The organism is Bradyrhizobium monzae (genome assembly GCF_021458635.1).
GTDB lineage: Bacteria > Pseudomonadota > Alphaproteobacteria > Rhizobiales > Xanthobacteraceae > Bradyrhizobium.
In genome coordinates this window covers 1,359,021-1,384,993 of the sequence record NZ_JAIRDQ010000001.1, presented here as the reverse complement: position 1 = coordinate 1,384,993, position 25,973 = coordinate 1,359,021, and the positions used below count along the sequence as shown (strand labels likewise).

The following is a 25,973-nucleotide window of genomic DNA, read 5'->3' as shown; positions in this document are numbered from 1 at the left end:
GATGGCGACTGCTGCTCTCTCCACCGCTCAACCCGCCCCTGGCCAGGCCGCGTGGCGGCGCTTCTGCCGGCATCGGCTGGCGCTTGCGGGTGCGGTGATCATCGTGGTCCTCGTCCTCGGCTCGGCGATCGGTCCCTATCTGCTGCCGTTCGACGACACCTATATCGACATCATGAAGCGGTTCGCGCCGCCGTTCTCGGGCGCACATATCCTCGGCACCGACGAACTCGGCCGTGACGTGCTGGCGCGGCTGATGATGGGTGCGCGTGTCTCGTTGTCGATCGGCATTGTCGCGATGGTGATGGCGATGGTGGTCGGCATCGTCGTCGGTGCCTTCGCCGGCTTCTATGGCGGCGTGGTCGGCGCCGTGCTGATGCGGCTGGTCGACGCCGTGCTGTGCTTTCCAACCATCTTCCTGCTGCTGGCGCTGGCGGCGCTCACCGAGCCCGGCCTCGTCACCACCACCGTGCTGATCGCGGCGACTGCCTGGATGTGGGTGGCGCGGGTCGTCGAAGCCCAGGTGCGCTCGCTGCGGGAGCGCGAATTTGCGGTGGCTGCGCTCGCCTTCGGCTCGTCGAACCTGCGGATCATGTTTCGCGAGCTCGTGCCCAATGCGGTCGCGCCGATCATGGTTGCGGCGACGCTCAACGTCGCCAAGGCGATCCTGCTGGAATCCTATCTCAGCTATCTCGGCTACGGCATCCAGCCGCCGGCCGCGAGCTTGGGCAACATGCTCAACAACGCGCAGATCTATCTCACCAGCGCGCCGTGGCTCGCGATCGCACCGGGCGTCGCCATCACGCTGGCCGTGACGAGCTTTAACTTCCTCGGTGACGGCCTGCGCGACGCGCTCGATCCGCGAATGAACATCCCATGACGAGCAAGATCTCGATCGAACTGGCCTCCAGGAGTGCATCATGTCGCCGCCGCTCAATCGTATAAACAGCGACGAACGCCTGCCGACGCAGGTGGACGTCGTCGTCATCGGCGGCGGCGTCATCGGTGTGTCCGCGGCCTATCATCTCGCAAAGAAGGGCCTCTCCGTCGCGCTGGTCGAGAAGGGTCATGTCGGCGGCGAGCAGTCGAGCCGCAATTGGGGCTGGTGCCGTCAGCAGGGCCGTGCGCGCGAGGAAATTCCGCTGGCGCGCGAAGCGCTGCGGCTGTGGGAGGACATGCAGAACGAAGCCGGTGTCGATGCCGGCTTCCGCCGCACCGGCGTGCTGTTCCTGACCAAGAGCAAGGACGAGCTCGCCAGTTGGGAGCGCTGGGCCGCAACGGCACGCGAGATGCAGGTCCATTCGACCGTGCTGACGCCGGCCGAGGTCGCCGAGCGCATGCCGGGCAATACCGACAAATGGGTCGGGGGCCTTCATACGCCGAGCGACGGCCGCGCCGAACCGTCGATGGCCGTGCCCGCGCTGGCAACGGCTGCGCGAAAACACGGCGTCACCATCCATCAGGGCTGCGCCGCGCGCGGGCTGGAGACGACCGGCGGCCGGGTCAGCGCCGTCGTCACCGAGAAAGGCACCATGCGCACGCAAGCCGTGCTGCTGTCGGGTGGCGCATGGTCGTCGCTGTTTTGCCGCCGTCACGGCATCGAGCTGCCGATCGGTCTCGTCAACGCCACGGCGTGCCGGACCACGCCGGCACCCGAGATCACCTCCGGTGCGCTCGGCACCGATCTCTATTGCATCCGCCGCCGTCTCGATGGTGGTTTCACGCTGGCGCTGCGCAATCGTGGCACGGTCGAGCTGTCGCCGGACCTGTTCCGCTACGCGCGCACGTTCTGGCCGACCTATCTGCATCGTCGCAATGGCCTGAAGATGTCGTTCGGCAAATCGTTCTTCGACCAAGTTATGCGCGGTACAGGCTGGAGCTTTGACAAACCGTCACCGTTCGAGGCCGAGCGCGTGCGCGATCCAGCGCCCGACATGTCGCTGGTCAATGCGGCGCTGGCCTCGCTGATCAAGGCGAACCCTGAACTGAAAGACATCGAGATCGCGGAAGCCTGGGGTGGCACCATCGACTGCACGCCGGATACGATCCCGGTGATCTCGCCGGTCGACGCGCTGCCCGGCTTCTTCCTTGCGACCGGCTTCTCCGGCCATGGATTCGGCATCGGCCCTGCGGCCGGCAAGCTCGCCGCCGACATCGTGACCGGGGCGACGCCGCTGGTCGATCCCGCCGCCTACAGCCACAAGCGCATGATCGACGGCCGGCGGCTCGCGCCGGTCAGCCCGTTCTGAGGGCCGCATGACGGTTCTCTACAAGGCCAACATGGTGCGCGGTGCGGAGTGGGCGGCCTTCTTCGCAGAGCGCGCGCCCGACGTGCCGTTCCGGCTCTGGCCCGATATCGGTGATCCCGCCGCGGTACGCTATCTCGTGGCGTGGGTGCCGCCGGACGATATCGCGGCGACCTTTCCCAACATCGAGCTGGTCTTTTCGGTCGGCGCCGGCGTCGACCAGTTCGACGCAACGAAAGTTCCGGCGCACATCCCGCTGGTGCGCATGCTGGAGCCCGGCATCGCCGAGACCATGGTGGAATACGTCACCATGGCGGTGCTCGGCCTGCATCGCGATCTCCTGCATTTCATCAATCAGCAGAGGGAGCAGGTCTGGCGCGAGATCCGGATCACGCCGGCCAAACGTCGTCGTGTCGGCGTCATGGGGCTCGGCCAGCTCGGTCAGGCCGTGCTCGAACGCCTCAGGGCGTTCGGCTTTCCGCTATCGGGCTGGAACCGTTCGCCGCGCGAGATCGAGGGCGTCACCTGTTACGCCGGCGCGGACGCGTTGCCAAAATTCCTCGCGCAGTCCGACATCCTCGTCTGCCTGTTGCCGCTGACGGACGAGACCCGCGGCATCCTCAACGCTGATCTGTTCGCCCGGCTGCCGCGCGGGGCGGCGCTCGTCAATGTCGGGCGCGGCCCGCATCTCATTGAGGCTGATTTCCTTGCCGCACTCGACAGCGGCGCGCTGTCGGGTGCCGTGCTGGATGTCACCGATCCCGAGCCGCTGCCGGCAGGCCATCGGTTCTGGAGCCATCCACGCATTCTGCTGACGCCGCACAATGCCAGCATGACGAGCCCGGACACGGCCGTCGATTTCGTGCTCGATGTCATCGCACGTCACCGCCGCGGCGAGGAGCTGCCGGGGCTGGTTAACCGCAGCCGCGGTTACTAGGGTAATCGCATGTGCATCGGCGCAACCAGACCTGACCAAATCGCCGCCGAAGCACAGGCGCCCGTGCTGTCGGTCTCGGGCCTCACCACGTCCTTCCTGCGCGAGCGGCAATGGATCCCGGTGGTTCGCAACGTCTCTTTCGATATCGCGCCCCGCGAAACCGTGGCGATCGTGGGCGAATCCGGTTCGGGCAAGAGCGTCACCGCGCTCTCGATCATGCGGCTCATTCCCGGAGAGAGCGGCCGCAGTGAAGGCTGCATCATGTTGTCCGGCCGCGATCTGTTGACGCTGCCGGAAACGAGCATGAAGGACATCCGCGGCAACGAGGTCGCGATGATCTTCCAGGAGCCGATGACGAGCCTCAACCCGGTGCTCACGATCGGCTTCCAGATCGCGGAGGCGCTGATCCAGCATCGCGGCCTGTCACGCGCGGCGGCCGAGGCCGAGACCATCCGGCTGCTCGACCGTGTCCGTATCCCGGCGGCAAGGTCGCGCTTCCACGAGCATCCGCATCGTTTCTCCGGCGGCATGCGCCAGCGCGTGATGATCGCGATGGCGCTGGCCTGCAAGCCGAAACTCCTGATCGCGGACGAGCCGACCACCGCACTCGACGTCACCATCCAGGCGCAGATCCTGGAGCTCTTGAAGGAGCTTCAGCAGGAGGAGGGGATGTCGATCGTCTTCATCACCCACGACATGGGCGTGGTCGCCGAGATCGCCGACCGCACTGTCGTGATGTATGGCGGGCAGGCGGTGGAGACCGACGCGACGTCGCGCATCTTCGCCGCACCCTCGCATCCCTATACGCGTGCGCTGCTCGCCGCCGTGCCGCGGCTTGGCTCGATGGACGGCCGGACGCGGCCGATGCGGTTTCCGATCGTCGACAAGGTGACGGGCACCTCGGACGAGCCGACGGAAACGCCGGATACAGTCTCGATTGCCGAACGCCCGCTGCTCGAGGTCTCGAACCTCACCACGCGCTTTCCGATCCGCTCCGGCCTGTTCGGAAAAGTCTCGGGCCGTGTCCACGCCGTCGAAAACATCTCCTTCACCTTGCGCGCCGGCGAGACGCTGGCGCTGGTCGGCGAATCCGGCTGCGGCAAGTCGACCACGGGCCGCTCGATCCTCAAGCTGACCGAGCCCGACGCCGGCACCGTGCTGATCGACGGCCAGGACGTGCTCGCCATGACCGGCCGCACCTTGCGCGATTTCCGCAAGCACATGCAGATCGTGTTTCAGGATCCGTTCGCGAGCCTCAATCCGCGCATGTCGGTGGGAACCGCGATCGCAGCTCCACTTCTCGCTAACGGCCTGGCGACGGCGTCACAGGCGCGCGACAAGGTCGCCGATCTCCTCGTGCGCGTCGGTCTCACCGCCGACATGGCCGCGCGCTTCCCGCACGAATTTTCCGGCGGCCAGCGCCAGCGCATCTGCATCGCGCGGGCGCTTGCGCTCGGGCCGAAGCTGATCGTCGCGGACGAGGCGGTCTCCGCGCTCGACGTCTCGGTCAAGGCGCAGGTCGTCAATCTCATGCTCGACCTTCAGGCCAGTATGGGCCTTGCCTATCTCTTCATTTCCCACGACATCGCGGTGGTCGAGCGCATGAGCCATCGCGTCGCGGTCATGTATCTCGGCGAGATCGTCGAGATCGGCCCGCGCGCAGCTGTGTTCGGTCATCCTCAGCATCCCTATACGAAGAAGCTGATGGCCGCCGTGCCGGTGCCCGATCCAGCACGCCGCGGCGCCAGGCGCGAGGCGTCGAACGACGAGATCAGAAGCCCGGTGCGCGCGCCCGGCTATCAGCCCCCGCTGCGGCAATATCGCGAAGTCTCGCCCGGGCATGTGGTGCAGGTCTGTGGCGAGGAGTGGTCGGTGTGACGCGCGACTGCGCGGTGCAGATTTGCGCTCCTGAAATCGTGACCGGATGGAGCGACATGGAACTGCGGTATGTGAAGCGCCTCATAGTCCGTTACTCTCGTTTCGAGCTATCACTCTCGCAAGAAATTGTCGCACCCGGACGCTAACCGACAGGCACGGGTGAGATGACTGCGCAGCCGCGTGCGCGCAGATTTGGATTGGCTCTCGTCTTACTCACGAGCGAGCCAGCCCCATCACTCAGCACAGATCTTTCTGAAATTGGAATCTAGGGCATCGAGAACCGCGTCCCGGCAGCTTCTATTCGGGGTCGGGCCAGTAGGCTGCCAATTACTCAGAAGGAGCCCCCAATGAAGATCAGCAGTGCAATTTCGAGCGCATTTTCCCTCGCAAGGTACGTCAGCGGTCTTCGGATCGCGCGTTCCAGTCTGATCAAGTCGGCCCATCTTCTTGAAAGAATCGGGCTCGCAGCCGTTGGTGCCTCATGCGGCCTCTATGTGGGTGCGACCCTGTTACGCCAGAAAGGCGGACTTTTCGAAAGCGGCTGGATCGTGCTGCTGACGATGCTCTACGGAGCTCTCAGCTATTATGTTGGAATTGATTTGTCGCGCAGTGTCGCGCGGAAGACGATTGCGAGCACCTCGGAAGAATACAACGGATCCGAGGCGGCCGAGATCATGAGTGCGGCCGGAACGTTCGGCGCGGCGATAGCAGCAACTCTGTCCGTCAGCATCCTTGTCCTTGATCAAAACCTTCCCAATGGCCTGATCGGCTTTGTTGCGGGCTGTTGGGTGGTTGGGTCTTCGCTTCAGGTCGCGGCGGGAACGATGGCACGCAACTCCGAAGTGCCGATGGACAAGGAATGAAAAACGATTGTGCTCACGAGAAACGTCTGCTCGGCGTCGTGACGTGGGCACAAGTCCAATGCCGCACACGGCTTCGGGTGTGAAAGGCGCTGACGGCTCATCGCAACCTTTGTCGTCCACCACGGCATGCAGACGATTTTGAGTAGCGCTGCCTTGCGCGTCGAGCAACGTCCCTGCCGCGAAGCGGTATCGGTACTGAGCAACCTACGTTATCGCGCAAACAAACAAGACGTGCCATCATGGCGGCGTTGGGATACTGTCCCCGCGCCGAGGTCCAAGATTCTGCGAACCGCCAACCACACGATCGGTGGAGCCGATGCAGATTGCGGAATGGCTCGATACGATGGGGCTTGGGCAATACGCCGAGCGTTTTGTCCAAAACGGGATCGACATGAGCGTCCTTCCCGAGCTGATGGGCGAGGACTTCGATAAGCTCGGCGTCCTGCTCGGTCATCGCCGTAAAATGCTGCGTGCCATTGCCGACCTCGATCCCGCCGCGTTGATTGCATCGCCGGCGCCTCCTCATGACGCCGAGCGGCGTCACCTCACCGTCATGTTTTGCGATCTGGTCGGCTCGACTGCGCTGTCTGCGCGTCTCGATCCCGAGGACATGTGGGAAGTGATCCGAGCCTACCGCGCCGCCTGCGCGAGCGTCGTTGCTGCCTATGACGGCTGGATCGCCAGGTTCGTCGGTGACGGAATACTCGTCTATTTCGGCTATCCCCGCGCCCACGAGGATGATGCCGAGCGGGCCGTGCGAGCTGGCCTCGACGCCATCTCTGCGACAGGGCAACTCAAAACAGGCACCGACGAGCGGGTTGAACTGCGGATCGCAATTGCGACCGGGCTTGTGGTGGTCGGCGACCTCATCAGCGGCGATGCGTCAGAGGAGCACGCAACCATCGGCGATACACCAAACCTCGCTGCTCGGCTCCAGAGCCTGGCGGAGCCGGGGGCGGTCGTCGTTGCCTCGTCGACGCGCCGGCTGCTTGGTGATCTCTTCACGTTTCGCAATCTCGGCCGCCGCGAGGTCAAGGGAATAACCGAACCCATCGCAGTCTGGGCAGTGGAGGGAGCGATCGCATCCGAGAGCCGCTTCGAGGCGGTCCGCGCGGCGCGCTCAATCGGCTTTGTCGGCCGCAAGGACGAGATCGAATTCATTCTCTCGCGCCAGCGGCGGGCATGGCAGGGGCAGGGCCAGATGGCGCTGATTTCTGGCGAAGCGGGCATCGGCAAGTCGCGCATTGTCGCAACGCTGTCCGAAAGTCCCTCATTGGGGGCGCACCGCCGGGTGCGATATCAGTGTTCGCCCTACCATACCAACAGTGCACTTCATCCCTTCGTCGCGCAGCTCGAGCGCGCCGCCGGCATCCAGGCGCACGATACGCCCGGGCAAAAGCTCGACAAGCTCGAGGCGATGCTGGCGCTTGGAACGCAGCAGGTTGCCCAGGCGACGCCGCTCATTGCGGCTCTCCTTTCGATTCCCACCGGCGATCATTATCCGCCGCTCGGTTTGAGCCCGGTGCAGCAGCGGCGACAGACATTTGCCGCCCTTCTCGATCAGCTCGAGGGGTTGGCGCGGGAGCAACCCCTGCTGATCATCTGCGAGGACATGCATTGGGCGGATGCCACGACACTTGAACTGTTCGATCTCGGTGTCGACCGGATCAGGGGACTGCCGATACTCGTGCTCATGACATCCCGGCCGGAGTTCGAGCCCTCCTGGTCGGGCCTTGCGAATGTCAGTCTGTTGCGGCTCGACCGGCTCGACCGGCAGGACACGCGTGCACTGGTCGAGCAGGTGACCGTGGGCCGGAAGCTGCCGCGCGAGATGATGGAACAGATCGTCGACAAGACGGATGGCATCCCGCTATTCGTCGAGGAATTGACCAAGATGGTGCTGGAGTCCGGATTGCTCGTCGAAGATTCCGGGCGCTATCGCCTCGACAGTCCACTGCCGCCGCTCGCCATTCCGGCGACGCTGCAGGATTCGCTGATGGCGCGTCTCGATCGGCTGGCACCAGTCAAGGAGGTCGCCCAGATTGGTGCCGCCATCGGCCGCGATTTCTCGTACGCGCTGCTGAGATCTGTGGCGGGACGCGATGATCTGATGCTGAGCGCCGCACTCGGGCAACTCGAAGAGGCTGAATTGCTGGTGCGTCGCGGGGCTCTGCCCGAAGCGAACTATAGTTTCAGGCATGCCCTCGTACAGGAAGCGGCCTACGAGGGCCTGCTCAAGAGCAAGCGGCAGGTGCTTCACAAGCGCATCGGCGATGTCCTGCGCGAGAAGTTTCCGGTCATCGCCGAGACAGAGCCGGAAGTTCTGGCGCATCACTTCACCGAGGCGGGGCTGAGCGAGGACGCCATCGTGTGGTGGCGCAAGGCGGGCCAGCAGGCGCTGAAACGCTCGGCCTATTCCGAGGCGATCGCACATCTCGGCAAGGCGATTGCGATCGCCGATGAGTTGCCCGATGAGCCCCGCCGCATGATGGGCAGGCTGCATCTCCAGATTGCATATGGCCGCGCATTGCGGGGCAGCCTCGGTCACAGCGCGCCCGAAACGGTCGCCGCATGGACGCGCGCCCGACAGTTCGCAGCCGACATCGATGATCCCGTCGAACTTGCGCCGATCCATTCGGGCCTTTTCAATGCCTGCCTGACGCACGGCGAACTCGCTCCGATGCGGGAGCTGGCGGATGCCATCGCGAGCGCCGCTGATCGACGACCGGACTCACCGGTGGCCGCCGTCGTTGCACGTTGGACGGGCGGCGTTACCTGCTGGTTCGGAGGCGATTACCTGAACGCGAGGGCGCATCTCGAGCAAGCACTGGAGATTTATGGTGCTGAGCCGGATCCGGCGACGTTCCGGGCGTCCGCGCTGGATCTCCCGTTCGTGATCATGAGATTCCTGGCCCTGGTGCTTTGGCCGCTCGGCAGGATTGCGCGCGCACGTCAGCTGGCCGCCGAAGCCGTGAGTGCTTCCGGAGAAAAACGGGCGCTGTCCGAGGCCAATGCGCTGGTTCATCGCGCCGTGTTCGACGGACTATGCGGGGGCATGTTGCAGCAGACGGAGACGATCTTGGCGCTCGGTCTCGCGCGCGACCACACGATGCCGCTGTATGTGGCCGCCGGCACCTACCTCGACGGCCTGGCCAAGTGGCGTGCCGGCGATCGCATGGCCGGGCTGACGGAAATGCGTCGCGGCTGGACCTTGCTGCACGAGAATGACTGCTATCTCTGTGAACCGTTTTGGGGAATGCATGTCGCCATGGCGGACGCAGCGATGGGCCAGCTCGGGACCGGGCTGGAGATCCTGAGCGAGCTGATCGCATGGACCGGACAATCCGGTCAGCACTGGCTTGATGCCGAACTGCACCGCGTCCATGGCGAGCTCTTGTTGCGTCACGACCCTCCAGACGCATCCGGTGCCGAAACTGCCCTGAAGCGAGCGCTGGACATCGCACGGTGCCAGCAGGCGAAGACCTTCGAGCTGCGCAGCGCCCTCGGACTTGCTCGCCTGTACAAGACGATCGGCCGAGCGGGCGCGGCCTCCGACGTGCTCGCTCCCATGCTCGCCGAATTCGATTCCGAGCGAAATCTTCCCGAAGTCATGGAAGCGAAAGAGCTGCTCGCGCAAGAGCAGTAGAGGTGTGCCGCTTCTCTAGCGGGCCATCTGTGGGCAGGCGATGACGGTCACGAATTGACGTGCACGAAATCCCGCAGCAGCGGATAGATCTCGTTGTTCCAGCGCTTGCCGGAGAACACGCCGTAATGGCCGACGCCGGCCTGCATGTGATGCACCCGGCGATAGGCGCGCACGCCGGTGCAGAGGTCTTGCGCGGCGAGCGTCTGGCCGATCGAGCAGATGTCGTCCTTCTCGCCCTCGACCGTCATCAGCCCCATGCGGCTGACCGCCCTGGTATCCACGGGACGGCCGCGATGCATCAGCCTGCCCTGCGGCAGCAGGTGTTCCTGGAACACGTCGCGCACCGTCTCGATGTAGAACTCGGCCGGCAGGTCCATGACCGCAAAGTATTCGTCGTAGAAGGTCTTGATGCTGGCCGCCTTCTCCTTCTCGCCCTTGGCGATGTGGTTGGCGAGATCCATGTGCTGCTTGATGTGACGCTCGAGATTCATCGAGACGAAGGCGGTGAGCTGCACGAAGCCGGGATAGACTTTCCGGAATGCACCGCGGCACTGCACCGGGACGTAATTGATCAGGTTCTGCTCGAACCATTCGATCGGCTTGCTCTTGGCGAAGTCGTTGACCTTGGTCGGCTGGATCCGTGTGTCGATCGGCCCCGCCATCAGCGTCAGCGTCGCCGGCCGCGATGGATGATTGCCCTCGCACATGATCGCGGCGGCCGCGAGCGCCGAGACCGACGGCTGGCAGATCGCCACCATATGCGGGCGCGGGCCGAGCTGGCCGAGGAAGTCGATGAGATGCTCGGTGTAGTCGTCGAGCCCGAAGCGGCCCTCGCTGCGCGGGATGTCGCGCGGGTTGTGCCAGTCGGTGATGTAGACGTCGTGGTCCTGCAGCAGCGTCTTCACGGTGCCGCGCAGCAGCGTGGCGAAATGGCCGGACATCGGCGCCACCAGCAGCATGCGCGGCTGCTCGATCCCGTTGTCCTTCTTGAAATGCAGCAGCGAGCCGAACGGCGTGGCGTAGGCGATCTCCTCGGTGATCCCGATCTCGCGATCGCCCACCATCACGCTGTCGATGCCGTAGGCCGGGCGGTGGTAGGTGAGGGTGGAGCGCGAGATCAGCTCCAGCGCCGCCGAGAGCCGGCCGACGACCTGGTCGGACAGGCCCTGCGGCACCAGATTGAGGAATTTGAGCGCGGACGTGGCGCCCGCCCGCCACGGCGCCGTCAGGTCCATCTGGTTCTGAAACGCCTGATAATACATCGACATCATACTGGAGCGCCCACCTCTCCCGTGCTGCCATGCAATATCGACGCCAAGCAAAGGGCTCCTGGAATTGGCACGTCGCTTGCTGCTCGTTTGGCCGGAAACGTGAGGGAAGAGCCCTATGGCGAAGGCGACACTGACCATCAGCAGCAAGAACTACTCGTCCTGGTCGCTGCGTGGCTGGCTGCTGACGAAGTTTTCCGGGCTCGATTTCGAGGAGATCGTCACCGCCCCGGATGACGCGTCGGCGCGTGCCGAAATCCTGCTGCTGTCGTCCTCGATCCTGGTGCCCTGTCTGCGCCACGACGGCGCCACCGTCTGGGACACGCTCGCGATTGCCGAATATCTCAATGAGGTGAGGCCGGACGCAGGACTGCTGCCGGCTGATCGCGTCCAGCGCGCGCATTGCCGCTCGATCTGCGGCGAAATCCATTCCGGCTTCACCACGTTGCGGGCCTCGCTGCCGGTCAATCTGAAGGGGCATTTTCCCGGCTTCAAGATCTGGTCGCGCGCGCAGGCCGACATCGACCGGGTCTGGTTGATCTGGCGCGACTGCCTGGCGAAATCCGGCGGCCCGTTCCTGTTCGGCGAGACGCGCACCATGGCGGATGCGATGTACGCCCCGGTGGTGACGCGCTTCGTCACCTATGACGTCAAGCTCGAGCCACCTCTCAAGGCCTATGCCGACGCCATCATGGCGATGCCCGAAATGCAGGAATGGATCGCAGCGGCGAAGGAAGAGCCGGCCGAGATCGAGGAGCTCGAGGTCGAATATTAGGCAGGCGGCGTACTGCCCTGCCTGTTTCGGGGGCGACGGCGGCCCGCGTCCTCCCCGACCTCTATGTCTTTGCCATCATTAACTTTTGGTGCTGCCAATCAACGAGGGGCAGCACCTGCCCTGCGCAGATATTGTGCGTCCAGGAAGGCCCTCGTCGACATCTAGCCGTGAACAGCCGCGTACAGCGCCAAACGGCCGATTCGGACGTGATTCGTTCGGGCCGCGTTCCGTTCGTTAAGGCAGAGCGCGGCCCCGTCGCATTTTGGGACAGACGCGCGCGGTCAGGCCACGCCCGAATGCTTCATGCGCGGTACGCGCCAGCCGATGACGGTGGCCTCCACCGGGACGCCGGCCGCGTCGTTCTGCCAGCGGCCCTCGACATAGCGGCAGGCGAACGGCAGTTGATATGTCCCGCTGTGGTCCTCACACAGCACTTCGACTGGCAGGCCGGGTGGCGGCTCGCCGGCGCCATCGAATTCCGCCAGACGTCTATCGCGCGTTGCCATTCCAAAAATCTCCCCTAATCAAAGCCGCGGAAAGAGCGCCCAGTTCTTCCGCGTGCGGTTCAACGTTCCCCGTCCGAGGGAACAACCCAAGCTCAACGCGAGAATGCGGTACGAGTGTGGTAGCTTCGGGAAGGCGCGCTCGATCGGCGCACATTGCCGTGATTAATTTGACGAGGAACCTGGATGCCGCGCACGCTCGCCGCCGCTTGTTTCGCCATATTACCGCTCGTCGCGCATACGCCGGCGCTGGCACAGGACGTCCCCGGCATCGAGATCTGCACGGTCGAGAAGACCATGGAGCGGCGCACCAGCTGTCTCCAGAGCAATGTCGACTTTCTCCAGAAGACCATCACCAAGCTCAATCTCGATCACCAGCAGAAGATCGACGCCGCCAACCGTCAGATCGACGCGCTGAAGGTGACGCTCGTAGGCCTCCAGAAGAACATCGGCGATCTCCAGGCCGCGCAGGCGAAGACGGCGGAGGATATGAAGAAGAAGCAGGATGCCCCGCCAGCGAAGGATGCGAAGTAAGGTGCCGTAGGGTGGGCAAAGCGGAAGCGTGCCCACCAACTTTCTCAATTCATGGGGAGATGGTGGGCACGGCGCAAATGCGCCTTTGCCCACCCTACGACACCCGTGCCGCGGCACGAGAGCAATCCTGATCAAGCGTGGCGTGGCGGCGCGGCGCATCATCGCCCCGCTTCGAACGAGAGTCGCACCCCATGAACCCAGCCCAGCGCGCGCTCTGGTATATCGAGAGCCATCTGGCCGAGCCGATGATGCTCGACGAGATCGCTGCGATCGGTGGCGTGTCACGGTTCCACATGGTGCGTGCGTTTGCCGCAGCCACCGGTCTGCCGGTGATGCGTTACGTGCGCGCACGGCGGCTGAGCGAGGCGGCGCGCAGTCTTGCCAAGGGCGCGCCAGACATTCTGTCGCTGGCGCTGGAGGCGGATTACGGCTCGCACGAAGCATTCACCCGCGCGTTCCGCGACCAGTTCGGCACCACGCCCGAAGCGGTAAGGGCGGCGACGTGCATCGGCCAACTCACACTTCAGGAGCCGATCCTCATGGAGTCCACCATGCTCGACAATCTCAAAGCCCCGCGTTTCGAAACCGCAAAGGCCTTCCTCGTCGCCGGCCCCGCCGAGCGCATCTCTTGCGACAACGGCGCCGCCATCCCCGGCCTGTGGCAGCGTTTCCATCAGGAGGTCGCCGGCATCCCAGCGCGTATCGGTAACGTCGCTTACGGCGTGTGTTGCAACGGCGATGATTCCGGGAATTTCGATTACATCGCCGGCGTCGAGGTTGCCGACTTCTCCGATCTGCCGCGCGGGCTCGGCCGCATCCGCATCCCCGAGCAGCGCTATGCGGTGTTCACCCACACCGACCACGTCGCCTCGATCCGTCGCACCGTCAACACGATCTGGAATCAATGGCTGCCGGCCTCCGGGCTGAAGGCCGCCGACGCGCCGAACTTCGAGCGCTATGACGAGAAGTTCGATCCCATGACCGGCAATGGCGGCTTCGAGATTTGGATACCGGTCAGGGAGTAACGCTGCAACGCTGGCATACCATCCCGCTTGCTTGGCAAGGGGGACCTACTTTGTCATAACCGCTGGCAAAACTTGCCAGCGGGGCCGTGCCGGACATCCCGAGCAAGCCATAACAAGCAGCCGGGAGGGTCCCTCGATGTCCAACGTCCGTGTTCTCGCCACCGACCTCGAATTTCCAGAAGGGCCGGTCGTGATGCCTGACGGTTCGGTGGTGCTGGTGGAAATCCGCGGCCAGCGCCTGACCCGCGTTTATCCCGATGGCCGCAAGGAGATCGTGGCGAAAGTGCCGGGCGGCCCGAATGGCGCGGCGCTCGGCCCCGACGGCAAGATCTACATCTGCAACAATGGCGGCTTCTCCTGGATTCCGACCCGCAACATGATCATGCCGGGCCCGCAGCCCGAGGATTATCTCGGCGGCTCGATCCAGCGCGTCGACCTGCAATCCGGCAAGATCGAGACGATCGTCACCAAATGCGGCGAGCACGATCTGCGCGGGCCGAACGATCTCGTGTTCGACAAGCACGGCGGCCTGTGGTTCTCCGATCTCGGCAAGCGCCGCGCGCGCGAGATGGATGTCGGCGGCATGTACTACCTCAAGCCCGGCATGAAGGAGATCGTCGAGGTCGTGCACGGTGTGTTGCCGGCCAACGGCATCGGGCTGTCGCCGGACGAGAACACCGTCTACATCGCGGAGACGCCGACCGGCCGGCTCTGGGCCTATGAGCTCTCCGCGCCCGGCGCGCTGAAGCCGCGCGACGCGATCTATCGTGGCGAGCGTGGCAAGCCGATCTGCGGCCTCGGCGGCTACCAGATGTTCGACTCGCTGGCTGTGGAAGCGAATGGCAATGTCTGCGTCGCCACGCTCGTCTCCGGCTGCATCTCGGTGATCGCGCCCGACGGCACCCTGGTCGAGCAGGTCCCGACCGGCGACCGCGTCACCACCAACATCGCCTTCGGCGGCCCCGAGCTCAAGACCGCTTACATCACGCTGTCAGGCAAGGGCGAACTCGTCGCCATGGACTGGCCGCGCGGCGGTTTGCCCCTCAATTTCCTAAACAAATAAACGGTGCTAGTTACCGTCATTGCGAGCGGAGCGAAGCAATCCAGGAATGCCGCCGCGGTGACAGCCTGGATTGCCTCGTCGCTTCGCTCCTCGCAATGACAAAAGAGAGAGTCCCAAATGCCCTGGCCTGATCCCGTCACCCTGCGTGGACAGCACGCCCGTCTCGAGCCGCTGTCGAAGGAGCACCGCGAGGGGCTGGTGGAGGCCGTGAAGGACGGCGAGCTCTACACGATCTGGTACACCGCGATCCCGACGCCGGAGAACGTGGCCAAGGAGATCGACCGCCGCTTGGGCCTGCAGGCCGCGGGCTCGATGCTGCCGTTCACGGTGTTCGACGCCGGCGGCAAGATCGTCGGTCAGACGACTTACATGAACATCGATGCCACCAACCGCCGCGTCGAGATCGGCTCGACCTGGTATGGCAAGAGCGCGCAGCGCGGGCCCCTGAACACGCAGTGCAAGCTGCTGCTGCTGACCCACGCTTTCGAAGCGCTGAACTGCATCGCGGTCGAATTCCGCACGCATTTCTTCAACCACCAGAGCCGCCGCGCCATCGAGCGCCTGGGCGCCAAGCAGGACGGCATTCTGCGCAGCCACCAGGTCGCGCCGAACGGCACGCTGCGCGACACTGTCGTGTACAGCATCACCGCGGCGGAGTGGCCGACGGTGAAGGCGCATCTCGAATATCAACTCAACGACAAGCCGCGCTAAAGGCGGCCGAGGCACCATGGATAGATTTGACTATGTGATCATCGGCGCGGGCTCCGCCGGTTGCGTCCTCACCAGCCGGCTCAGCGAAGATCCCAACACCAGCGTCTGCGTGCTGGAGGCTGGTCCGAGCGACTGGCACCCCTACATTCATCTGCCGGCGGGTTTCATCAAGACCTTCCACATGAAGAGCATCAACTGGGCCTACCAGCAGGAGGTCGGACCCTGGACCGGCGGGCGCAGCATCTACGCGCCGCGCGGCAAGACGCTCGGCGGCTCGTCCTCGATCAACGGCCACATCTACAACCGCGGCCAGCGGATGGATTTCGACACCTGGGCGCAGATGGGCAATCGCGGCTGGGGCTATGCCGATGTGCTGCCTTACTTCAAGCGGTTGGAGAAGCGGGTCGGCGAGGGCGACAACAATTTCCGTGGCCGCGACGGCAAGCTCACTGTCACCACCATGGAATGGCGCGATCCACTCTGCGAGGCCTTCATGGAAGGCGCGGTCTCGCTCGGCATTCCCCGCAACCCCGACTACAACGGCGCGAAGCAGGAGGGCGTCTCCTATTGCCAGCGCACCATCGACAAGGGCTTGCGCGTCTCCGGCTCGACCGCGTTCCTCAAGCCCGCGATGAAGCGGCCGAATGTGCATGTGCATACCCATGCGCACGCGACCGAGATCATCTTTGAAGGCAAGCGCGCCGTCGGCGTGCGCTACACCAAGGGCGGGCGCGGCGGCACGCCGGTGGAAGTGCGCGCCAACAAGGAAGTGATCCTCTCCGGCGGTACCTATAATTCGCCGCAGCTGTTGCAACTGTCCGGCATCGGTTCGCCCGATTTGCTCAATGCCCACGGCATTCAGGTGCGCCACGCGCTGCCGGTCGGCGAGGGCCTGCAGGACCATTATGCCCCCCGCACCGTGGCGCGCGTCAAAGACATCAAGACCATCAACGAGCTTCGTCGTGGTTTCTCGCTCTGGATCGAGGCGCTGAAATGGGCGACCGCGCGCAAAGGCCTGCTCTCGTTGTCGCCGACCATGGTCTATTGCTTCTGGCACTCCGGCGAGAGCGCTGACTCGTCCGACCTGCAGCTCACCTTCACGCCGGCAAGCTACAAGGAAGGCGTGCAGGGCCAGCTCGAGGATGAACCCGGCATGACGGTCGCGTCATGGCAGCAGCGTCCCGAGAGCCGCGGCTATGTCCGCATCCGCTCCAACGATCCGTTCGCGGCTCCGATCATCCAGACCAACTATCTCGACGCCGAGCTCGACCGCCGCGTCATCGTCGGCGGCATGAAGCTCGCGCGACGCCTGCTGAAGTCCGCGCCGCTGTCGCCCTATTACGCCTATGAGGATTTCCCGGGCCCCAACATCAACACCGACGACGAATTCCTCGCCGCCGCCACCGAGCGCGGCACCACCACCTTCCACCCCGGCTGCACCTGCCGCATGGGCCCGGCGGATTCGAGTTGGGCGGTGGTCGACGACCAGCTCCGCGTCCACGGCCTCGAAGGCCTGCGCGTCATCGACGCCTCGGTGATGCCGCGCATGATCTCGGCGAATTTGAATGCGTCCACGATGATGATCGCCGACCGTGCCTCGGACCTGATCCGTGGAAAGGGGCCGATGGAAGCCGCGCGCATCCCGGACGCCGCGGTGGCGTGAAGGTCCGGTCTCGTGCCCCGGCTCTGCACAGCAGCGTGACACGCTGCAGCGCGTTCGGGACACGGGCCCATGGTTCCGTCGGGCAAAACACCGACCATCCCGTCAATCCCTTCGCGCAAAAATATTCCACTTTACCGAAATTCGGAATTGCGGCATATATCGAAACAGCCCGGCCCACGAAGAGGGGCGGTTCGCGAGTCGTTCGAAGCGCGGGCCGGGTTGCGGTAGACGCGGCAGCGTCGGCACGAGATGGGACGGGCAGGGCGGGTAGTCCCTGTGAGCTCGAGACCTGCGTGTGAACGAGCGGCGCTGTCAAGTTCGTCTCGCCAGCATTCCTTCGGCGCGTGTGCACACTGCCGGAGGACCCTGTGGCGTCAGATGAACGCGCGTACGGCAAAACCGTGTGGTCCCGGCCGTCGTCGCTACGGTCAAGCCTATTTGCGGAGGTGTGGAGCGCCCAACCGGGTCAACCACATCGTCAATCTGCGGGGCGAGGGAGGCCAGAAGGAATTCGGCTCCCGGGAGAGCACGGCATAAGCCGTCAACCCACTGCGCAGGGAAGGCCGTGTGTTCGGCTTCACCTGTATGCCGCTGTGCATTTCTCATTGCGCTACATGCGCACAGCGGACCGTGGGTGCCGGCCGGCACCCGGCCTTCCCTGCGCCCTCTGCTTTTGGAGGGGGCGAGATCGAAGCAAAGCTCGGGCGAGATGAGCCGCGAGGATGCGAAGGTGTGTCTGCGATTCAAAATGCGAACTGCAAGAGCGAGGCTGCTGCCTCATACTCCGTCATTGCGAGCGCAGCGAAGCAATCCAGAGTCGTTCCGCGGAGGGATTCTGGATTGCTTCGCTGCGCTTGCAATGACGGGTGTGGAGAGTGCGCGCCCAATTCTATCACCGTCACCCTGAGGTGGCCGCTTCTTCAGCGGCCCTCGAAGGGCGACGGCCCGGCTGCATCTTGGCCGTTCATCCTTCGAGGCTCCCGCGCATCGCGCCATTCGCACCTCAGGATGACGGAGCTGGCAGCGTGCCTTTAAACTTCCCGCCGGCTCAAGAACGCCAGCCGCTCGAACAGGTGCACGTCCTGCTCGTTCTTGAGCAGCGCACCGTGTAGCGGCGGGATCAGTTTTCGCGGGTCGCGTTCGCGCAGCTGCTCGACGCTCATGTCTTCGTTGAGCAGCAGCTTGAGCCAGTCGAGCAGCTCCGACGTTGACGGCTTCTTCTTCAGGCCGGGCACGTCGCGCACCTCGAAGAAGATGCGCAGCGCTTCCTCGACCAGGCGCTTCTTGATGCCGGGGAAGTGGACGTCGACGATGCGGCCCATCGTGTCGGCGTCTGGGAATTTGATGTAGTGGAAGAAGCAGCGGCGGAGGAAAGCGTCCGGCAGCTCCTTCTCGTTGTTGGAGGTGATCATCATGATCGGGCGCTGCTTCGCCTTGATCGTCTCGCCGGTCTCGTAGACATGGAATTCCATGCGGTCGAGCTCGAGCAGGAGATCGTTCGGGAATTCGATGTCGGCCTTGTCGATCTCGTCGATCAAGAGCACCGGGCGCTGCTCGGCGCTGAAGGCCTCCCACAGCTTGCCGCGCTTGATGTAGTTCTTGATGTCGGAGACGCGCGCATCGCCGAGCTGGCTGTCGCGCAGGCGCGACACCGCGTCGTATTCGTAGAGGCCCTGCTGCGCCTTGGTGGTGGACTTGATGTGCCAGGTCAGAAGCGGTGCGTTCAGCGCCTTCGCCACTTCCTCCGCCAGCACCGTCTTGCCGGTGCCGGGCTCGCCCTTGATCAGCAGCGGGCGCTCCAGCACGATCGAGGCATTGACGGCGACCTTGAGATCGTCGGTCGCAACATAGTCCTTGGTGCCGGTAAATTTCATTGCGCGTCCTTGTTGGTCGTCGTCCCCGGAATTGCCAATTGCATTGCCGTGGTCACGACATGGGAACGGCCGCTCATGGCGGCCGTTCCTGGTTCGGTCAGGCTTTCAGACCCGTTTTATCAGCGAAAGGATGACGAGCACAATCACTGCGCCAACCGTGGCGTCAATGATGGTGCCCAGCGTGCCCGTGGCGAGCGCGATGCCGAGCTGCGGCAGCACCCAGCCTGCCACCAGCGCGCCGATGATGCCGACGACCATGTTGCCGATCAGCCCAAATCCCGCCCCGTGGACAATCTTGCCGGCAAGCCAGCCGGCGATGGCACCAATGATCAGCGCTGCGAGAATACCCATTGCAAACGTCCCCCCAAACAACCCTGTGAGGCGGTCAATTCTAGAGCAAAAAGCCCGCCGGTCCAGCGTGCAGCGCCGGGCTCCGCCCCTTGACGTTCGCCACCCGACGGGCAATCTGTCACCCATGTTCCTGCAATTCTTTACGTCTCTGCGCGATGCGCAGGTCCCCGTGACGCTGCGCGAATACCTCACGCTGATGGAGGCGCTCGACGCTGACCTGTCGGACTATTCGGTCGAGAATTTCTACTATCTGTCGCGCACTTCGCTGGTGAAGGACGAGCGCAACCTCGACAAGTTCGATCGCGTCTTCGGCACGGTGTTCAAGGGGCTGGAAAGCCTGCTCGACGCCATGGAGACGGCGGAGATCCCCGAGGAATGGCTGAAGAAGCTCGCCGAGAAATACCTCAGCGAGGAAGAGAAGAAGCAGATCGAGGCCATGGGCTGGGACAAGCTCATGGAGACCCTGAAGAAGCGGCTCGAGGAGCAGAAGGGCCGGCACCAGGGCGGCTCGAAATGGATCGGCACGGCCGGCACCTCGCCGTTCGGCGCGCACGGTTACAATCCCGAAGGCGTTCGTATCGGCCAGGAGAAGAACCGCAACAACCGCGCCGTGAAGGTGTGGGACAAGCGCGAGTTTCGGGATCTCGACGGCAATGTCGAGCTCGGCATCCGCAACATCAAGGTGGCGTTGCGCCGCCTGCGCAAGTTCGCGCGCACCGGTGCGCCGGATGAGCTCGATCTCGACACCACCATTCGCGAGACCGCCAATCACGGTTATCTCGACGTTCACATGCGTCCCGAGCGGCGCAATGCGGTGAAGCTGCTGGTGTTCTTCGACATCGGCGGCTCCATGGATTCGCATATCGAGCAGGTCGAGGAGCTGTTCTCGGCGGCGAAGAGCGAGTTCAAGCACATGGAGTATTTCTACTTCCACAACTGCCTCTATGAAGGCGTGTGGAAGCAGAACAAGCGCCGCTTCACCGATCGCACGCCGACCTGGGACGTGCTGCACAAATATCCGCACGACTACAAGGTCGTGTTCGTCGGCGATGCGTCGATGAGCCCTTACGAGATCATGGTGCCCGGCGGCTCGGTCGAGCACGTCAACGAGGAGCCCGGCTCGGTCTGGCTCGACCGCATCATCCGCACCTATCCGCATACGGTGTGGCTCAATCCGGTCGCGCAGAAGCACTGGGACTATTCGGAATCCACCACCATCATCAAACGCATCTTCGCGAACCGCATGTACCCGATCACGATCGAGGGACTTGAGGGGGCGATGAAGGAACTGACGCACTAGCACGCGCGCCCCGGATCGACGACAAGAGGGAGAACCATATGCCCCAAAACATCACCCGCGGCATCAAGGCGCTGATCGACGAGGCCAATGCAGAGATCGAGACGCTCACCGCCAAGGACGCGATCGAGATCTCCAAGAACGGCGACGTCGTCATCGTCGACATCCGCGACCCCCGCGAGATCGAGCGCGACGGCCGCATCCCTGGCGCGTTCGCCTGCACGCGAGGCATGCTCGAATTCTGGATCGATCCGCAGAGCCCCTACGCAAAGCCGGTCTTCCAGGAAGACAAGAAGTTCGTCTTCCATTGCGCCGGCGGCCTGCGCTCCGCGCTCGCGGCCAAGACCGCGAAGGACATGGGCCTGAAGCCCGTCGCCCACATCGCCGGCGGCTATGCCGCCTGGCGCGATGCCGGCGGTCCGACGGAGCAGTGGGAGCCGAAGAAGAAGTCTTGATTTGGACGCAAGCTACTCACCACGCGTCATGCCCGGGCTTGTCCCGGGCATCCACGTCTTCGCCGCGAACAAGAACGTGGATGGCCGGGACAAGCCTGGCCATGACGACTGAGGCAATTGCAGGAGCATACCAATGACTACTCCAACCGATCCCCTCGTCTCCACCGAATGGCTCGCCGCCCACATCAACGATTCCAACGTCAAGGTGCTCGACGCCAGCTTCAAGCTGCCGGGCGTGCTGCCGCTGCCGAAGGACGACTACCTCGCCGCGCATCTGCCGGGCGCCGCGTTCTTCGATGTCGATGCGGTGTCGGACCATTCCAATCCGCTGCCGCACATGTATCCGAGCGCCGAGCAGTTCGGCCGCGATATCGGCAGTCTCGGCATCTCCAATGGCGACACCGTCGTGCTCTACGATGCAGGTGGTTGGGTCGCCGCACCTCGCGCGTGGTGGATGTTCCTGGCTTTCGGCCACGGCAATGTGCGCATCCTCAATGGCGGCCTGAAGAAGTGGCGCGCCGAGGGCCGTGCCGTCGAGAGTGGCGAGGTCAAGCCGAAGGCTGCGACGTTCAAGGCGAGCTACGACCCGAAGCGCGTGCGCAGCATGCAGCAGCTGATCGCCAACGTCGCAAGCCGCGCCGAGCAGGTGATCGACGCACGCGCCGCCGATCGCTTTGAAGGTCGCGCGCCCGAGCCGCGCGCGGGCATCCGCTCCGGTCACATTCCAGGCGCGCGCAACGTGCCTTACAATCAGCTGTTCGATGCCGCGACCGGCACGATGAAGCCGCTCGACGATCTCCGCGCCGCCTTCACGGGTGCGGGCGTGAAGCTCGATGCACCGATCGTGACGAGCTGCGGCTCCGGCGTCTCGGCCGGCGTGCTGACGCTCGCGCTCTATCGCTTAGGCGTTACCGACACCGCGCTCTATGACGGCTCATGGTCGGAATGGGGCCAGGAAAAAGGCCCGCCTGTCGCGACCGGGCCGGCGTAAGCTCAGCGCGTGCGCGTGGCCGTCGTGGCGAGCGTCTGCTGTTGCTGGCCGAACGGATCGAACGATTGCTGCAGCTGCTGAGGCGGCGGGCGCCGCACGATGCGGTGACGCTTCTTCGGCTTGTGCGCGCGGGGCTTGCTGTCGGGCGCCGCGGAGTTGGCCTTGATCTTCGCCGGCGCGAGGTCATTCAGCGCAGCCACCCTGGCTGCTGCAATGTCGCTCACGCGCGATGCCAGCGCCGGTGTTGCGGTTCGCGGCACGTCGGTGGTGCCAGTAGCGGCTGGTGCGGGCGTCGTTGTGGCGATGGAAACGGTCGTGTCGGCCAGGGTGAGTGTGTCGGTGGGCGCCGGTACCGCAGCCTGGATCTGGGCCGGCTCAGGGGCCGGCACCGCGGAGGCGGGCGGAGCCGCCTCCGCGGGCGGCGCGATGGCGGCGACGACCTGGGGCTCGGGTTGGGGCTCAGGCTGAATCCTGGCCTCGAGCGCCACTGCGGCCATCTGCTCGGGCGCGGTTTCGACCGCGGGCAGGCCAATGCTCGGGACCTGGTTGCCGGGGACCTGCTCCTGCATCGCCGGCGCCGTCTCGTTGGCGACCGGCTCCACGCGGAGCGCGGCGAGCACCGGCTCGGAGGCTTGCGCGAACACCTGCTCCTGCGGGCCGTTCCGCCAGGACGGGTTGCTGACATACTGCTCGTGGCTCGCCCGCAGCAGCGAGGCGGCTCCCAATCCGAACACCAGGATGGAGGCAGACAGCAGGATCGCGGCAAGCAGGAAGCGAAAGCCGGGAAGCATTGATGGATTGTGAATTTCCGCCCCGGCGGGTGGTAGCCAGGGCCCATGAGCCATTTGAACGCGGTGACGGTACTGATTGCCGCGTTCGCCACGCTGGATCCGAGCTCAAATCGGTGACGAATCAGGCTGATTCGACCATATCGCAACGTCTCCGCGCCGTTCCGTAAAAATCGGGGCGGAAGACTCCGGCAATCTACGGCGTGATGCGATTTCCATCCCCGTGATGCAACGGGGCAACTATGTGCGATTGCATCACAAATCGCTAAGTCAGGCACAAATCAGCCTGTTATGTCTTGAATGTGCCGCTATCTTCGGTCATCTGGCCGTTAACGGCTCGGACGGGGCCGGGGGACACTACAAGAGCGATGATGATCAAACATTTTCTGACGATATGCGCTGCCGCAACAGTCGCTGCGGCGGGAACCTCGCTCGCACAGGCCCAGAGCTATCCAGTTCAGCAGGCGCCGAGTTCCGGCGCTCCGGCCGAATACCGGCCCGGCGACCGCACCCCGAATTTCGACGCGCTGGAAGATGACGACGACGCGATGCCGCAGGCCTCGCTGCCGCCGCCGGGTCCCGCTGACGATCCGCGCTACGGCCGCCCGGCCGGCGCTCCCCCGGTCTATTCGGCCGCCCCGCCGCAGGGCCCGGTGATGTCGCCGGATGATCCGCGTTATGGCCGCCCGGCGGGCGCTCCGCCCGTCTATTCCGCTGCCCCGCCACAGGGCCCGGTGATGTCTCCCGACGATCCCCGCTACGGCCGCCCCGCCGGTCCGCCCCCGGTGATCTATGGCGATCGTTCGGGCCAGGCGCCCGCCAATGATGGCATGCGTCCGCCGGAAGCCGTCGGTGGCCCGGCCGCGACCGGCGCAGTCTCGCAACAGCCCGCCGTCGGTGCCGATGGCCGGCCGATGTCGGTCGCCTCGCTGCCGCCCGAGGAGCAGCCCGACGCCGCTCCTGCGCAGTTGGCGCCGAACCTGCGCCGTCAGGAAGTGTCGCTGGCGACCAAGGAGCCGGCTGGTACGATCATCGTCGATACCCCGAACACCTATCTCTATTATGTCCTCGGCAATGGCCGCGCGATCCGCTACGGCGTCCGCGTCGGCCGCGACGGCTTCACCTGGACCGGCGTGCAGAAGATCACCCGCAAGGCCGAGTGGCCGGATTGGCATCCGCCGACGGAAATGATCGAGCGCCAGCCCTATCTGCCGCGCTTCATGGCCGGCGGCCCTGGCAACCCGCTCGGCGCTCGCGCCATGTATCTCGGCTCCACCGTCTACCGCATCCACGGCACCAACCAGCCCTCGACGATCGGCAAGTTCGTCTCCTCCGGCTGTATCGGCATGCTGAACGAAGACGTGTCGGATCTGTTCGACCGTGCCAAGGTCGGCACCCGCGTCGTGGTGATGCCGGGCGGTACGCCGCCGGGAACGGCGACCGCATCGGCTGCGCCTGCGCCGGGCGCGGCCCCGGCCGGTCCGGTTCCGGGCACGCAGCCGACGGTGGTGCCGCCGCTGCCCGCGCCGGTCACCGTGCGCTAGCGCTAAGCGCGTCGCGACAATTCAGATTGCAGAAGGGCGTGCCAATGGCACGCCCTTCGCTTTTTCAGGTCTGAGTCGCTTCAGGCGAGCTTGCGCGGCAGCTCGCTGCCCTTGGTGAAGGCGTCGATCGCCTCGACCATCTGACCGTAATGGATGCGCAAGCCGTCCTCGGTCGCGTAGCCGAGATGCGGCGTCAGCACGAGATTGTCGAGCTTGCGGAAGGGATGATCGACCGGCAGCGGCTCGACCGAGAAGACGTCGATGCCGGCGCCGGCGATCTTCCGCTGCTGCAAGGCTTCCAGCAGCGCCGTTTCGTCGACAATGGGCCCGCGCGCGGTGTTGACGAGGAAGGCGGTCGGCTTCATCCGCGCGAGATCTGCGCGGCTGACGAGCCCGCGTGAACGATCGCTCAGCACCACATGGATGGTGACGATATCGGCCTTGGCGAACAGCTCCTCCTTGGTGGCATAGCCGACGCCGGCTGCCGCGCACTTTTCCGGCGTCAGGTTCGGGCTCCAGGCGATCACGTTCATGCCGAAGGCCTTGGCGATGCCGGCCATCTTGGTGCCGAGCTTGCCGAGGCCGACAACGCCGAGCGTGAGACCCTCGATCTCGACGCCGGCAAAGGTTTGCCAGGGCTCGCCGGCATGCATGCGCGCATTCTCATGGCCGATGCCGCGGGTCAGTTCCAGGATCAGGCCCATGGTGAGGGGCGCGGTCGGATCGCGGGAATATTGCGTGCCGCCGAGGACGACGCCGCGTGCCTTCGCGGCCTCCATGTCGATCGCGGCGTTGCGCATGCCTGATGTGAGCAGCAGCTTCAGCTTCGGCAGCTTGTCGAACAGGCTCCTGGGGAACGCGGTGCGCTCGCGCATCGCGCAGATGATGTCGAAATCGGCCAGCGCGCTGGCCGCGGCCTGCTCCGAAGCAAAGGGATGGCTGAACGCGGTGGCGTCGACGCGGTCGGACAGTTTCGACCAGTCGGCGACGTCGAGGGCGAGGTTGAAATAGTCGTCGAGAATTGCACAGCGCAGCCGCGTCATCAGCGTTCGTCCAAGGCCAGAGTTGACGGCGAGAGGTGGGGGCGCCAGGCGGAGGGGCGCCGTCGTCGGAACCGGGCCATGGTTGCGCGCAATCACGCCTGCGCGCAAGCAGTCTGGGTCTTCAAAAACCCGTAGGCAAAATCCGAGAGGGAACGGCGCTCAGAGGTCGCGGGGCTTCAGCCGGATCGGCGCTTCCATGCCGTGCTTGGCGCGCCAGGCCGGGCCGGGACCGCGCATGTAGTACAGTTCGGGCCGGTAGGGGTTGAAGGCCGTGGCGAAGAAGCGCTTCCAGAAGCCCTTGATCTCGGACACGAGTCCGGACGCGTTCCCGGCTTCTACCGGAACGGCGATGGAGTGGGTCTCGATCAGAGCCATGATGGGCCTCGCTGTGCTCCCCGTTCATTCTGAGCGGGCGGCGCTGTTTCCGCGCGAAACCGAGCTTTGGCCTGATTTATTAAAAGATGGTTTCAATTGTCCGGAATGGGTCCGGATGGTGTCCACCCAGTATTCATCCGTGGTGA

Annotated in this window: 23 protein-coding genes; 16 read left to right on the top strand and 7 right to left on the bottom strand. The window is 64.7% G+C overall.

Translation table 11 applies throughout. From position 1 onward, the window contains the following. Window position 1 precedes the first annotated feature (1 nt). From K3F49_RS06790 to K3F49_RS06765, 6 genes are all read left to right on the top strand, one after another. On the top strand, window positions 2-877 hold the full coding sequence (locus K3F49_RS06790; RefSeq protein ID WP_027529375.1) for an ABC transporter permease: 876 nt from the start codon (window positions 2-4) through the stop codon (window positions 875-877). Window positions 878-917: 40 nt separating this feature from the next. Next, the gene (locus K3F49_RS06785) at window positions 918-2,246 is read left to right on the top strand and encodes an NAD(P)/FAD-dependent oxidoreductase (RefSeq protein WP_234680108.1); all 1,329 of its coding nucleotides are present in this window, start codon (window positions 918-920) and stop codon (window positions 2,244-2,246) included. A 7-nt stretch (window positions 2,247-2,253) separates the two neighbouring features. Beyond that, window positions 2,254-3,180, top strand: a complete 927-nt coding sequence (locus K3F49_RS06780) for a 2-hydroxyacid dehydrogenase (RefSeq protein WP_234680107.1) — start codon at window positions 2,254-2,256, stop codon at window positions 3,178-3,180. 9 nt (window positions 3,181-3,189) lie between these two features. Next, window positions 3,190-5,058 (top strand): ABC transporter ATP-binding protein, encoded by a 1,869-nt coding sequence (locus K3F49_RS06775; protein ID WP_234680106.1) that lies wholly within the window; start codon window positions 3,190-3,192, stop codon window positions 5,056-5,058. A gap of 347 nt (window positions 5,059-5,405) precedes the next feature. Next, window positions 5,406-5,921 carry a hypothetical protein gene (locus tag K3F49_RS06770; protein ID WP_234680105.1) on the top strand — a complete coding sequence of 172 codons (516 nt, stop codon included), beginning with the start codon at window positions 5,406-5,408 and terminating at the stop codon, window positions 5,919-5,921. A 316-nt stretch (window positions 5,922-6,237) separates the two neighbouring features. Further along, a complete protein-coding gene (locus K3F49_RS06765) occupies window positions 6,238-9,567 on the top strand; it encodes an adenylate/guanylate cyclase domain-containing protein (RefSeq protein WP_234680104.1) in 3,330 nt (1,109 codons plus the stop codon). A 47-nt stretch (window positions 9,568-9,614) separates the two neighbouring features. On the opposite strand, the gene K3F49_RS06760 is transcribed toward K3F49_RS06765, so the two are convergent. After that, the gene (locus tag K3F49_RS06760) at window positions 9,615-10,838 is read right to left on the bottom strand and encodes a polyhydroxyalkanoate depolymerase (protein ID WP_234680103.1); all 1,224 of its coding nucleotides are present in this window, start codon (window positions 10,836-10,838) and stop codon (window positions 9,615-9,617) included. Window positions 10,839-10,953: 115 nt separating this feature from the next. On the opposite strand from K3F49_RS06760, the gene K3F49_RS06755 reads away from it, so the two are divergent. After that, window positions 10,954-11,610, top strand: a complete 657-nt coding sequence (locus K3F49_RS06755; protein WP_234680102.1) for a glutathione S-transferase family protein — start codon at window positions 10,954-10,956, stop codon at window positions 11,608-11,610. Between the two features lie 281 nt (window positions 11,611-11,891). Here the strand turns inward: K3F49_RS06755 and K3F49_RS06750 are convergent, their stop codons facing one another. Further along, entirely contained in the window at window positions 11,892-12,116 is a 225-nt protein-coding gene (locus K3F49_RS06750; protein WP_027529381.1) for a hypothetical protein, read from the bottom strand. Between the two features lie 183 nt (window positions 12,117-12,299). On the opposite strand from K3F49_RS06750, the gene K3F49_RS06745 reads away from it, so the two are divergent. The 5 genes from K3F49_RS06745 (at window position 12,300) to K3F49_RS06725 (ending at window position 17,109) form a co-directional block, all read left to right on the top strand. Further along, entirely contained in the window at window positions 12,300-12,647 is a 348-nt protein-coding gene (locus tag K3F49_RS06745; RefSeq protein WP_234680101.1) for a hypothetical protein, read from the top strand. 191 nt (window positions 12,648-12,838) lie between these two features. Beyond that, window positions 12,839-13,672 (top strand): AraC family transcriptional regulator, encoded by an 834-nt coding sequence (locus tag K3F49_RS06740; RefSeq protein WP_234680100.1) that lies wholly within the window; start codon window positions 12,839-12,841, stop codon window positions 13,670-13,672. Window positions 13,673-13,808: 136 nt separating this feature from the next. Next, window positions 13,809-14,735, top strand: a complete 927-nt coding sequence (locus tag K3F49_RS06735) for an SMP-30/gluconolactonase/LRE family protein (protein WP_234680099.1) — start codon at window positions 13,809-13,811, stop codon at window positions 14,733-14,735. A 117-nt stretch (window positions 14,736-14,852) separates the two neighbouring features. Next, entirely contained in the window at window positions 14,853-15,446 is a 594-nt protein-coding gene (locus K3F49_RS06730; protein WP_234680098.1) for a GNAT family N-acetyltransferase, read from the top strand. A gap of 16 nt (window positions 15,447-15,462) precedes the next feature. Beyond that, window positions 15,463-17,109, top strand: a complete 1,647-nt coding sequence (locus K3F49_RS06725; RefSeq protein WP_234680097.1) for a GMC family oxidoreductase — start codon at window positions 15,463-15,465, stop codon at window positions 17,107-17,109. A 1,031-nt stretch (window positions 17,110-18,140) separates the two neighbouring features. On the opposite strand, the gene K3F49_RS06720 is transcribed toward K3F49_RS06725, so the two are convergent. Then, window positions 18,141-18,983, bottom strand: a complete 843-nt coding sequence (locus tag K3F49_RS06720) for an AAA family ATPase (protein ID WP_234680096.1) — start codon at window positions 18,981-18,983, stop codon at window positions 18,141-18,143. Window positions 18,984-19,088: 105 nt separating this feature from the next. Further along, a complete protein-coding gene (locus K3F49_RS06715; RefSeq protein WP_234680095.1) occupies window positions 19,089-19,334 on the bottom strand; it encodes a GlsB/YeaQ/YmgE family stress response membrane protein in 246 nt (81 codons plus the stop codon). A gap of 124 nt (window positions 19,335-19,458) precedes the next feature. Here K3F49_RS06715 and K3F49_RS06710 point away from each other — a divergent pair, with 124 nt between their 5' ends. The 3 genes from K3F49_RS06710 (at window position 19,459) to sseA (ending at window position 22,077) form a co-directional block, all read left to right on the top strand. Further along, the gene (locus tag K3F49_RS06710) at window positions 19,459-20,634 is read left to right on the top strand and encodes a vWA domain-containing protein (protein WP_234680094.1); all 1,176 of its coding nucleotides are present in this window, start codon (window positions 19,459-19,461) and stop codon (window positions 20,632-20,634) included. Window positions 20,635-20,672: 38 nt separating this feature from the next. Then, window positions 20,673-21,086 carry a rhodanese-like domain-containing protein gene (locus tag K3F49_RS06705; protein ID WP_234680093.1) on the top strand — a complete coding sequence of 138 codons (414 nt, stop codon included), beginning with the start codon at window positions 20,673-20,675 and terminating at the stop codon, window positions 21,084-21,086. 133 nt (window positions 21,087-21,219) lie between these two features. After that, window positions 21,220-22,077 carry a 3-mercaptopyruvate sulfurtransferase gene (gene sseA / locus K3F49_RS06700; protein ID WP_234680092.1) on the top strand — a complete coding sequence of 286 codons (858 nt, stop codon included), beginning with the start codon at window positions 21,220-21,222 and terminating at the stop codon, window positions 22,075-22,077. 2 nt (window positions 22,078-22,079) lie between these two features. Here the strand turns inward: sseA and K3F49_RS06695 are convergent, their stop codons facing one another. Further along, on the bottom strand, window positions 22,080-22,868 hold the full coding sequence (locus K3F49_RS06695) for a hypothetical protein (RefSeq protein ID WP_234680091.1): 789 nt from the start codon (window positions 22,866-22,868) through the stop codon (window positions 22,080-22,082). Window positions 22,869-23,236: 368 nt separating this feature from the next. Between K3F49_RS06695 and K3F49_RS06690 the strand changes: the two genes are divergently transcribed. Beyond that, window positions 23,237-24,409, top strand: a complete 1,173-nt coding sequence (locus tag K3F49_RS06690) for a L,D-transpeptidase family protein (RefSeq protein ID WP_234680090.1) — start codon at window positions 23,237-23,239, stop codon at window positions 24,407-24,409. A gap of 80 nt (window positions 24,410-24,489) precedes the next feature. Here K3F49_RS06690 and K3F49_RS06685 read toward each other — a convergent pair whose 3' ends face one another. Continuing rightward, complete coding sequence (locus K3F49_RS06685) at window positions 24,490-25,452, bottom strand: D-2-hydroxyacid dehydrogenase family protein (RefSeq protein WP_234680089.1); 963 nt, start codon at window positions 25,450-25,452, stop codon at window positions 24,490-24,492. Window positions 25,453-25,611: 159 nt separating this feature from the next. Beyond that, entirely contained in the window at window positions 25,612-25,827 is a 216-nt protein-coding gene (locus K3F49_RS06680; protein WP_234680088.1) for a hypothetical protein, read from the bottom strand. Window positions 25,828-25,973 lie beyond the last annotated feature (146 nt).

Excerpts from the sequence above, each read along its gene's own strand:
- K3F49_RS06790 (WP_027529375.1), top strand. The coding sequence starts at position 2 with ATGGCGACTGCTGCTCTCTCCACCGCTCAACCCGCCCCTGGCCAGGCC.
- K3F49_RS06785 (WP_234680108.1), top strand. The coding sequence starts at position 918 with ATGTCGCCGCCGCTCAATCGTATAAACAGCGACGAACGCCTGCCGACG.
- K3F49_RS06780 (WP_234680107.1), top strand. The coding sequence starts at position 2,254 with ATGACGGTTCTCTACAAGGCCAACATGGTGCGCGGTGCGGAGTGGGCG.
- K3F49_RS06775 (WP_234680106.1), top strand. The coding sequence starts at position 3,190 with ATGTGCATCGGCGCAACCAGACCTGACCAAATCGCCGCCGAAGCACAG.
- K3F49_RS06770 (WP_234680105.1), top strand. The coding sequence starts at position 5,406 with ATGAAGATCAGCAGTGCAATTTCGAGCGCATTTTCCCTCGCAAGGTAC.
- K3F49_RS06765 (WP_234680104.1), top strand. The coding sequence starts at position 6,238 with ATGCAGATTGCGGAATGGCTCGATACGATGGGGCTTGGGCAATACGCC.
- K3F49_RS06760 (WP_234680103.1), bottom strand. The coding sequence starts at position 10,838 with ATGATGTCGATGTATTATCAGGCGTTTCAGAACCAGATGGACCTGACG.
- K3F49_RS06755 (WP_234680102.1), top strand. The coding sequence starts at position 10,954 with ATGGCGAAGGCGACACTGACCATCAGCAGCAAGAACTACTCGTCCTGG.
- K3F49_RS06750 (WP_027529381.1), bottom strand. The coding sequence starts at position 12,116 with ATGGCAACGCGCGATAGACGTCTGGCGGAATTCGATGGCGCCGGCGAG.
- K3F49_RS06745 (WP_234680101.1), top strand. The coding sequence starts at position 12,300 with ATGCCGCGCACGCTCGCCGCCGCTTGTTTCGCCATATTACCGCTCGTC.
- K3F49_RS06740 (WP_234680100.1), top strand. The coding sequence starts at position 12,839 with ATGAACCCAGCCCAGCGCGCGCTCTGGTATATCGAGAGCCATCTGGCC.
- K3F49_RS06735 (WP_234680099.1), top strand. The coding sequence starts at position 13,809 with ATGTCCAACGTCCGTGTTCTCGCCACCGACCTCGAATTTCCAGAAGGG.
- K3F49_RS06730 (WP_234680098.1), top strand. The coding sequence starts at position 14,853 with ATGCCCTGGCCTGATCCCGTCACCCTGCGTGGACAGCACGCCCGTCTC.
- K3F49_RS06725 (WP_234680097.1), top strand. The coding sequence starts at position 15,463 with ATGGATAGATTTGACTATGTGATCATCGGCGCGGGCTCCGCCGGTTGC.
- K3F49_RS06720 (WP_234680096.1), bottom strand. The coding sequence starts at position 18,983 with ATGAAATTTACCGGCACCAAGGACTATGTTGCGACCGACGATCTCAAG.
- K3F49_RS06715 (WP_234680095.1), bottom strand. The coding sequence starts at position 19,334 with ATGGGTATTCTCGCAGCGCTGATCATTGGTGCCATCGCCGGCTGGCTT.
- K3F49_RS06710 (WP_234680094.1), top strand. The coding sequence starts at position 19,459 with ATGTTCCTGCAATTCTTTACGTCTCTGCGCGATGCGCAGGTCCCCGTG.
- K3F49_RS06705 (WP_234680093.1), top strand. The coding sequence starts at position 20,673 with ATGCCCCAAAACATCACCCGCGGCATCAAGGCGCTGATCGACGAGGCC.
- sseA (WP_234680092.1), top strand. The coding sequence starts at position 21,220 with ATGACTACTCCAACCGATCCCCTCGTCTCCACCGAATGGCTCGCCGCC.
- K3F49_RS06695 (WP_234680091.1), bottom strand. The coding sequence starts at position 22,868 with ATGCTTCCCGGCTTTCGCTTCCTGCTTGCCGCGATCCTGCTGTCTGCC.
- K3F49_RS06690 (WP_234680090.1), top strand. The coding sequence starts at position 23,237 with ATGATCAAACATTTTCTGACGATATGCGCTGCCGCAACAGTCGCTGCG.
- K3F49_RS06685 (WP_234680089.1), bottom strand. The coding sequence starts at position 25,452 with ATGACGCGGCTGCGCTGTGCAATTCTCGACGACTATTTCAACCTCGCC.
- K3F49_RS06680 (WP_234680088.1), bottom strand. The coding sequence starts at position 25,827 with ATGGCTCTGATCGAGACCCACTCCATCGCCGTTCCGGTAGAAGCCGGG.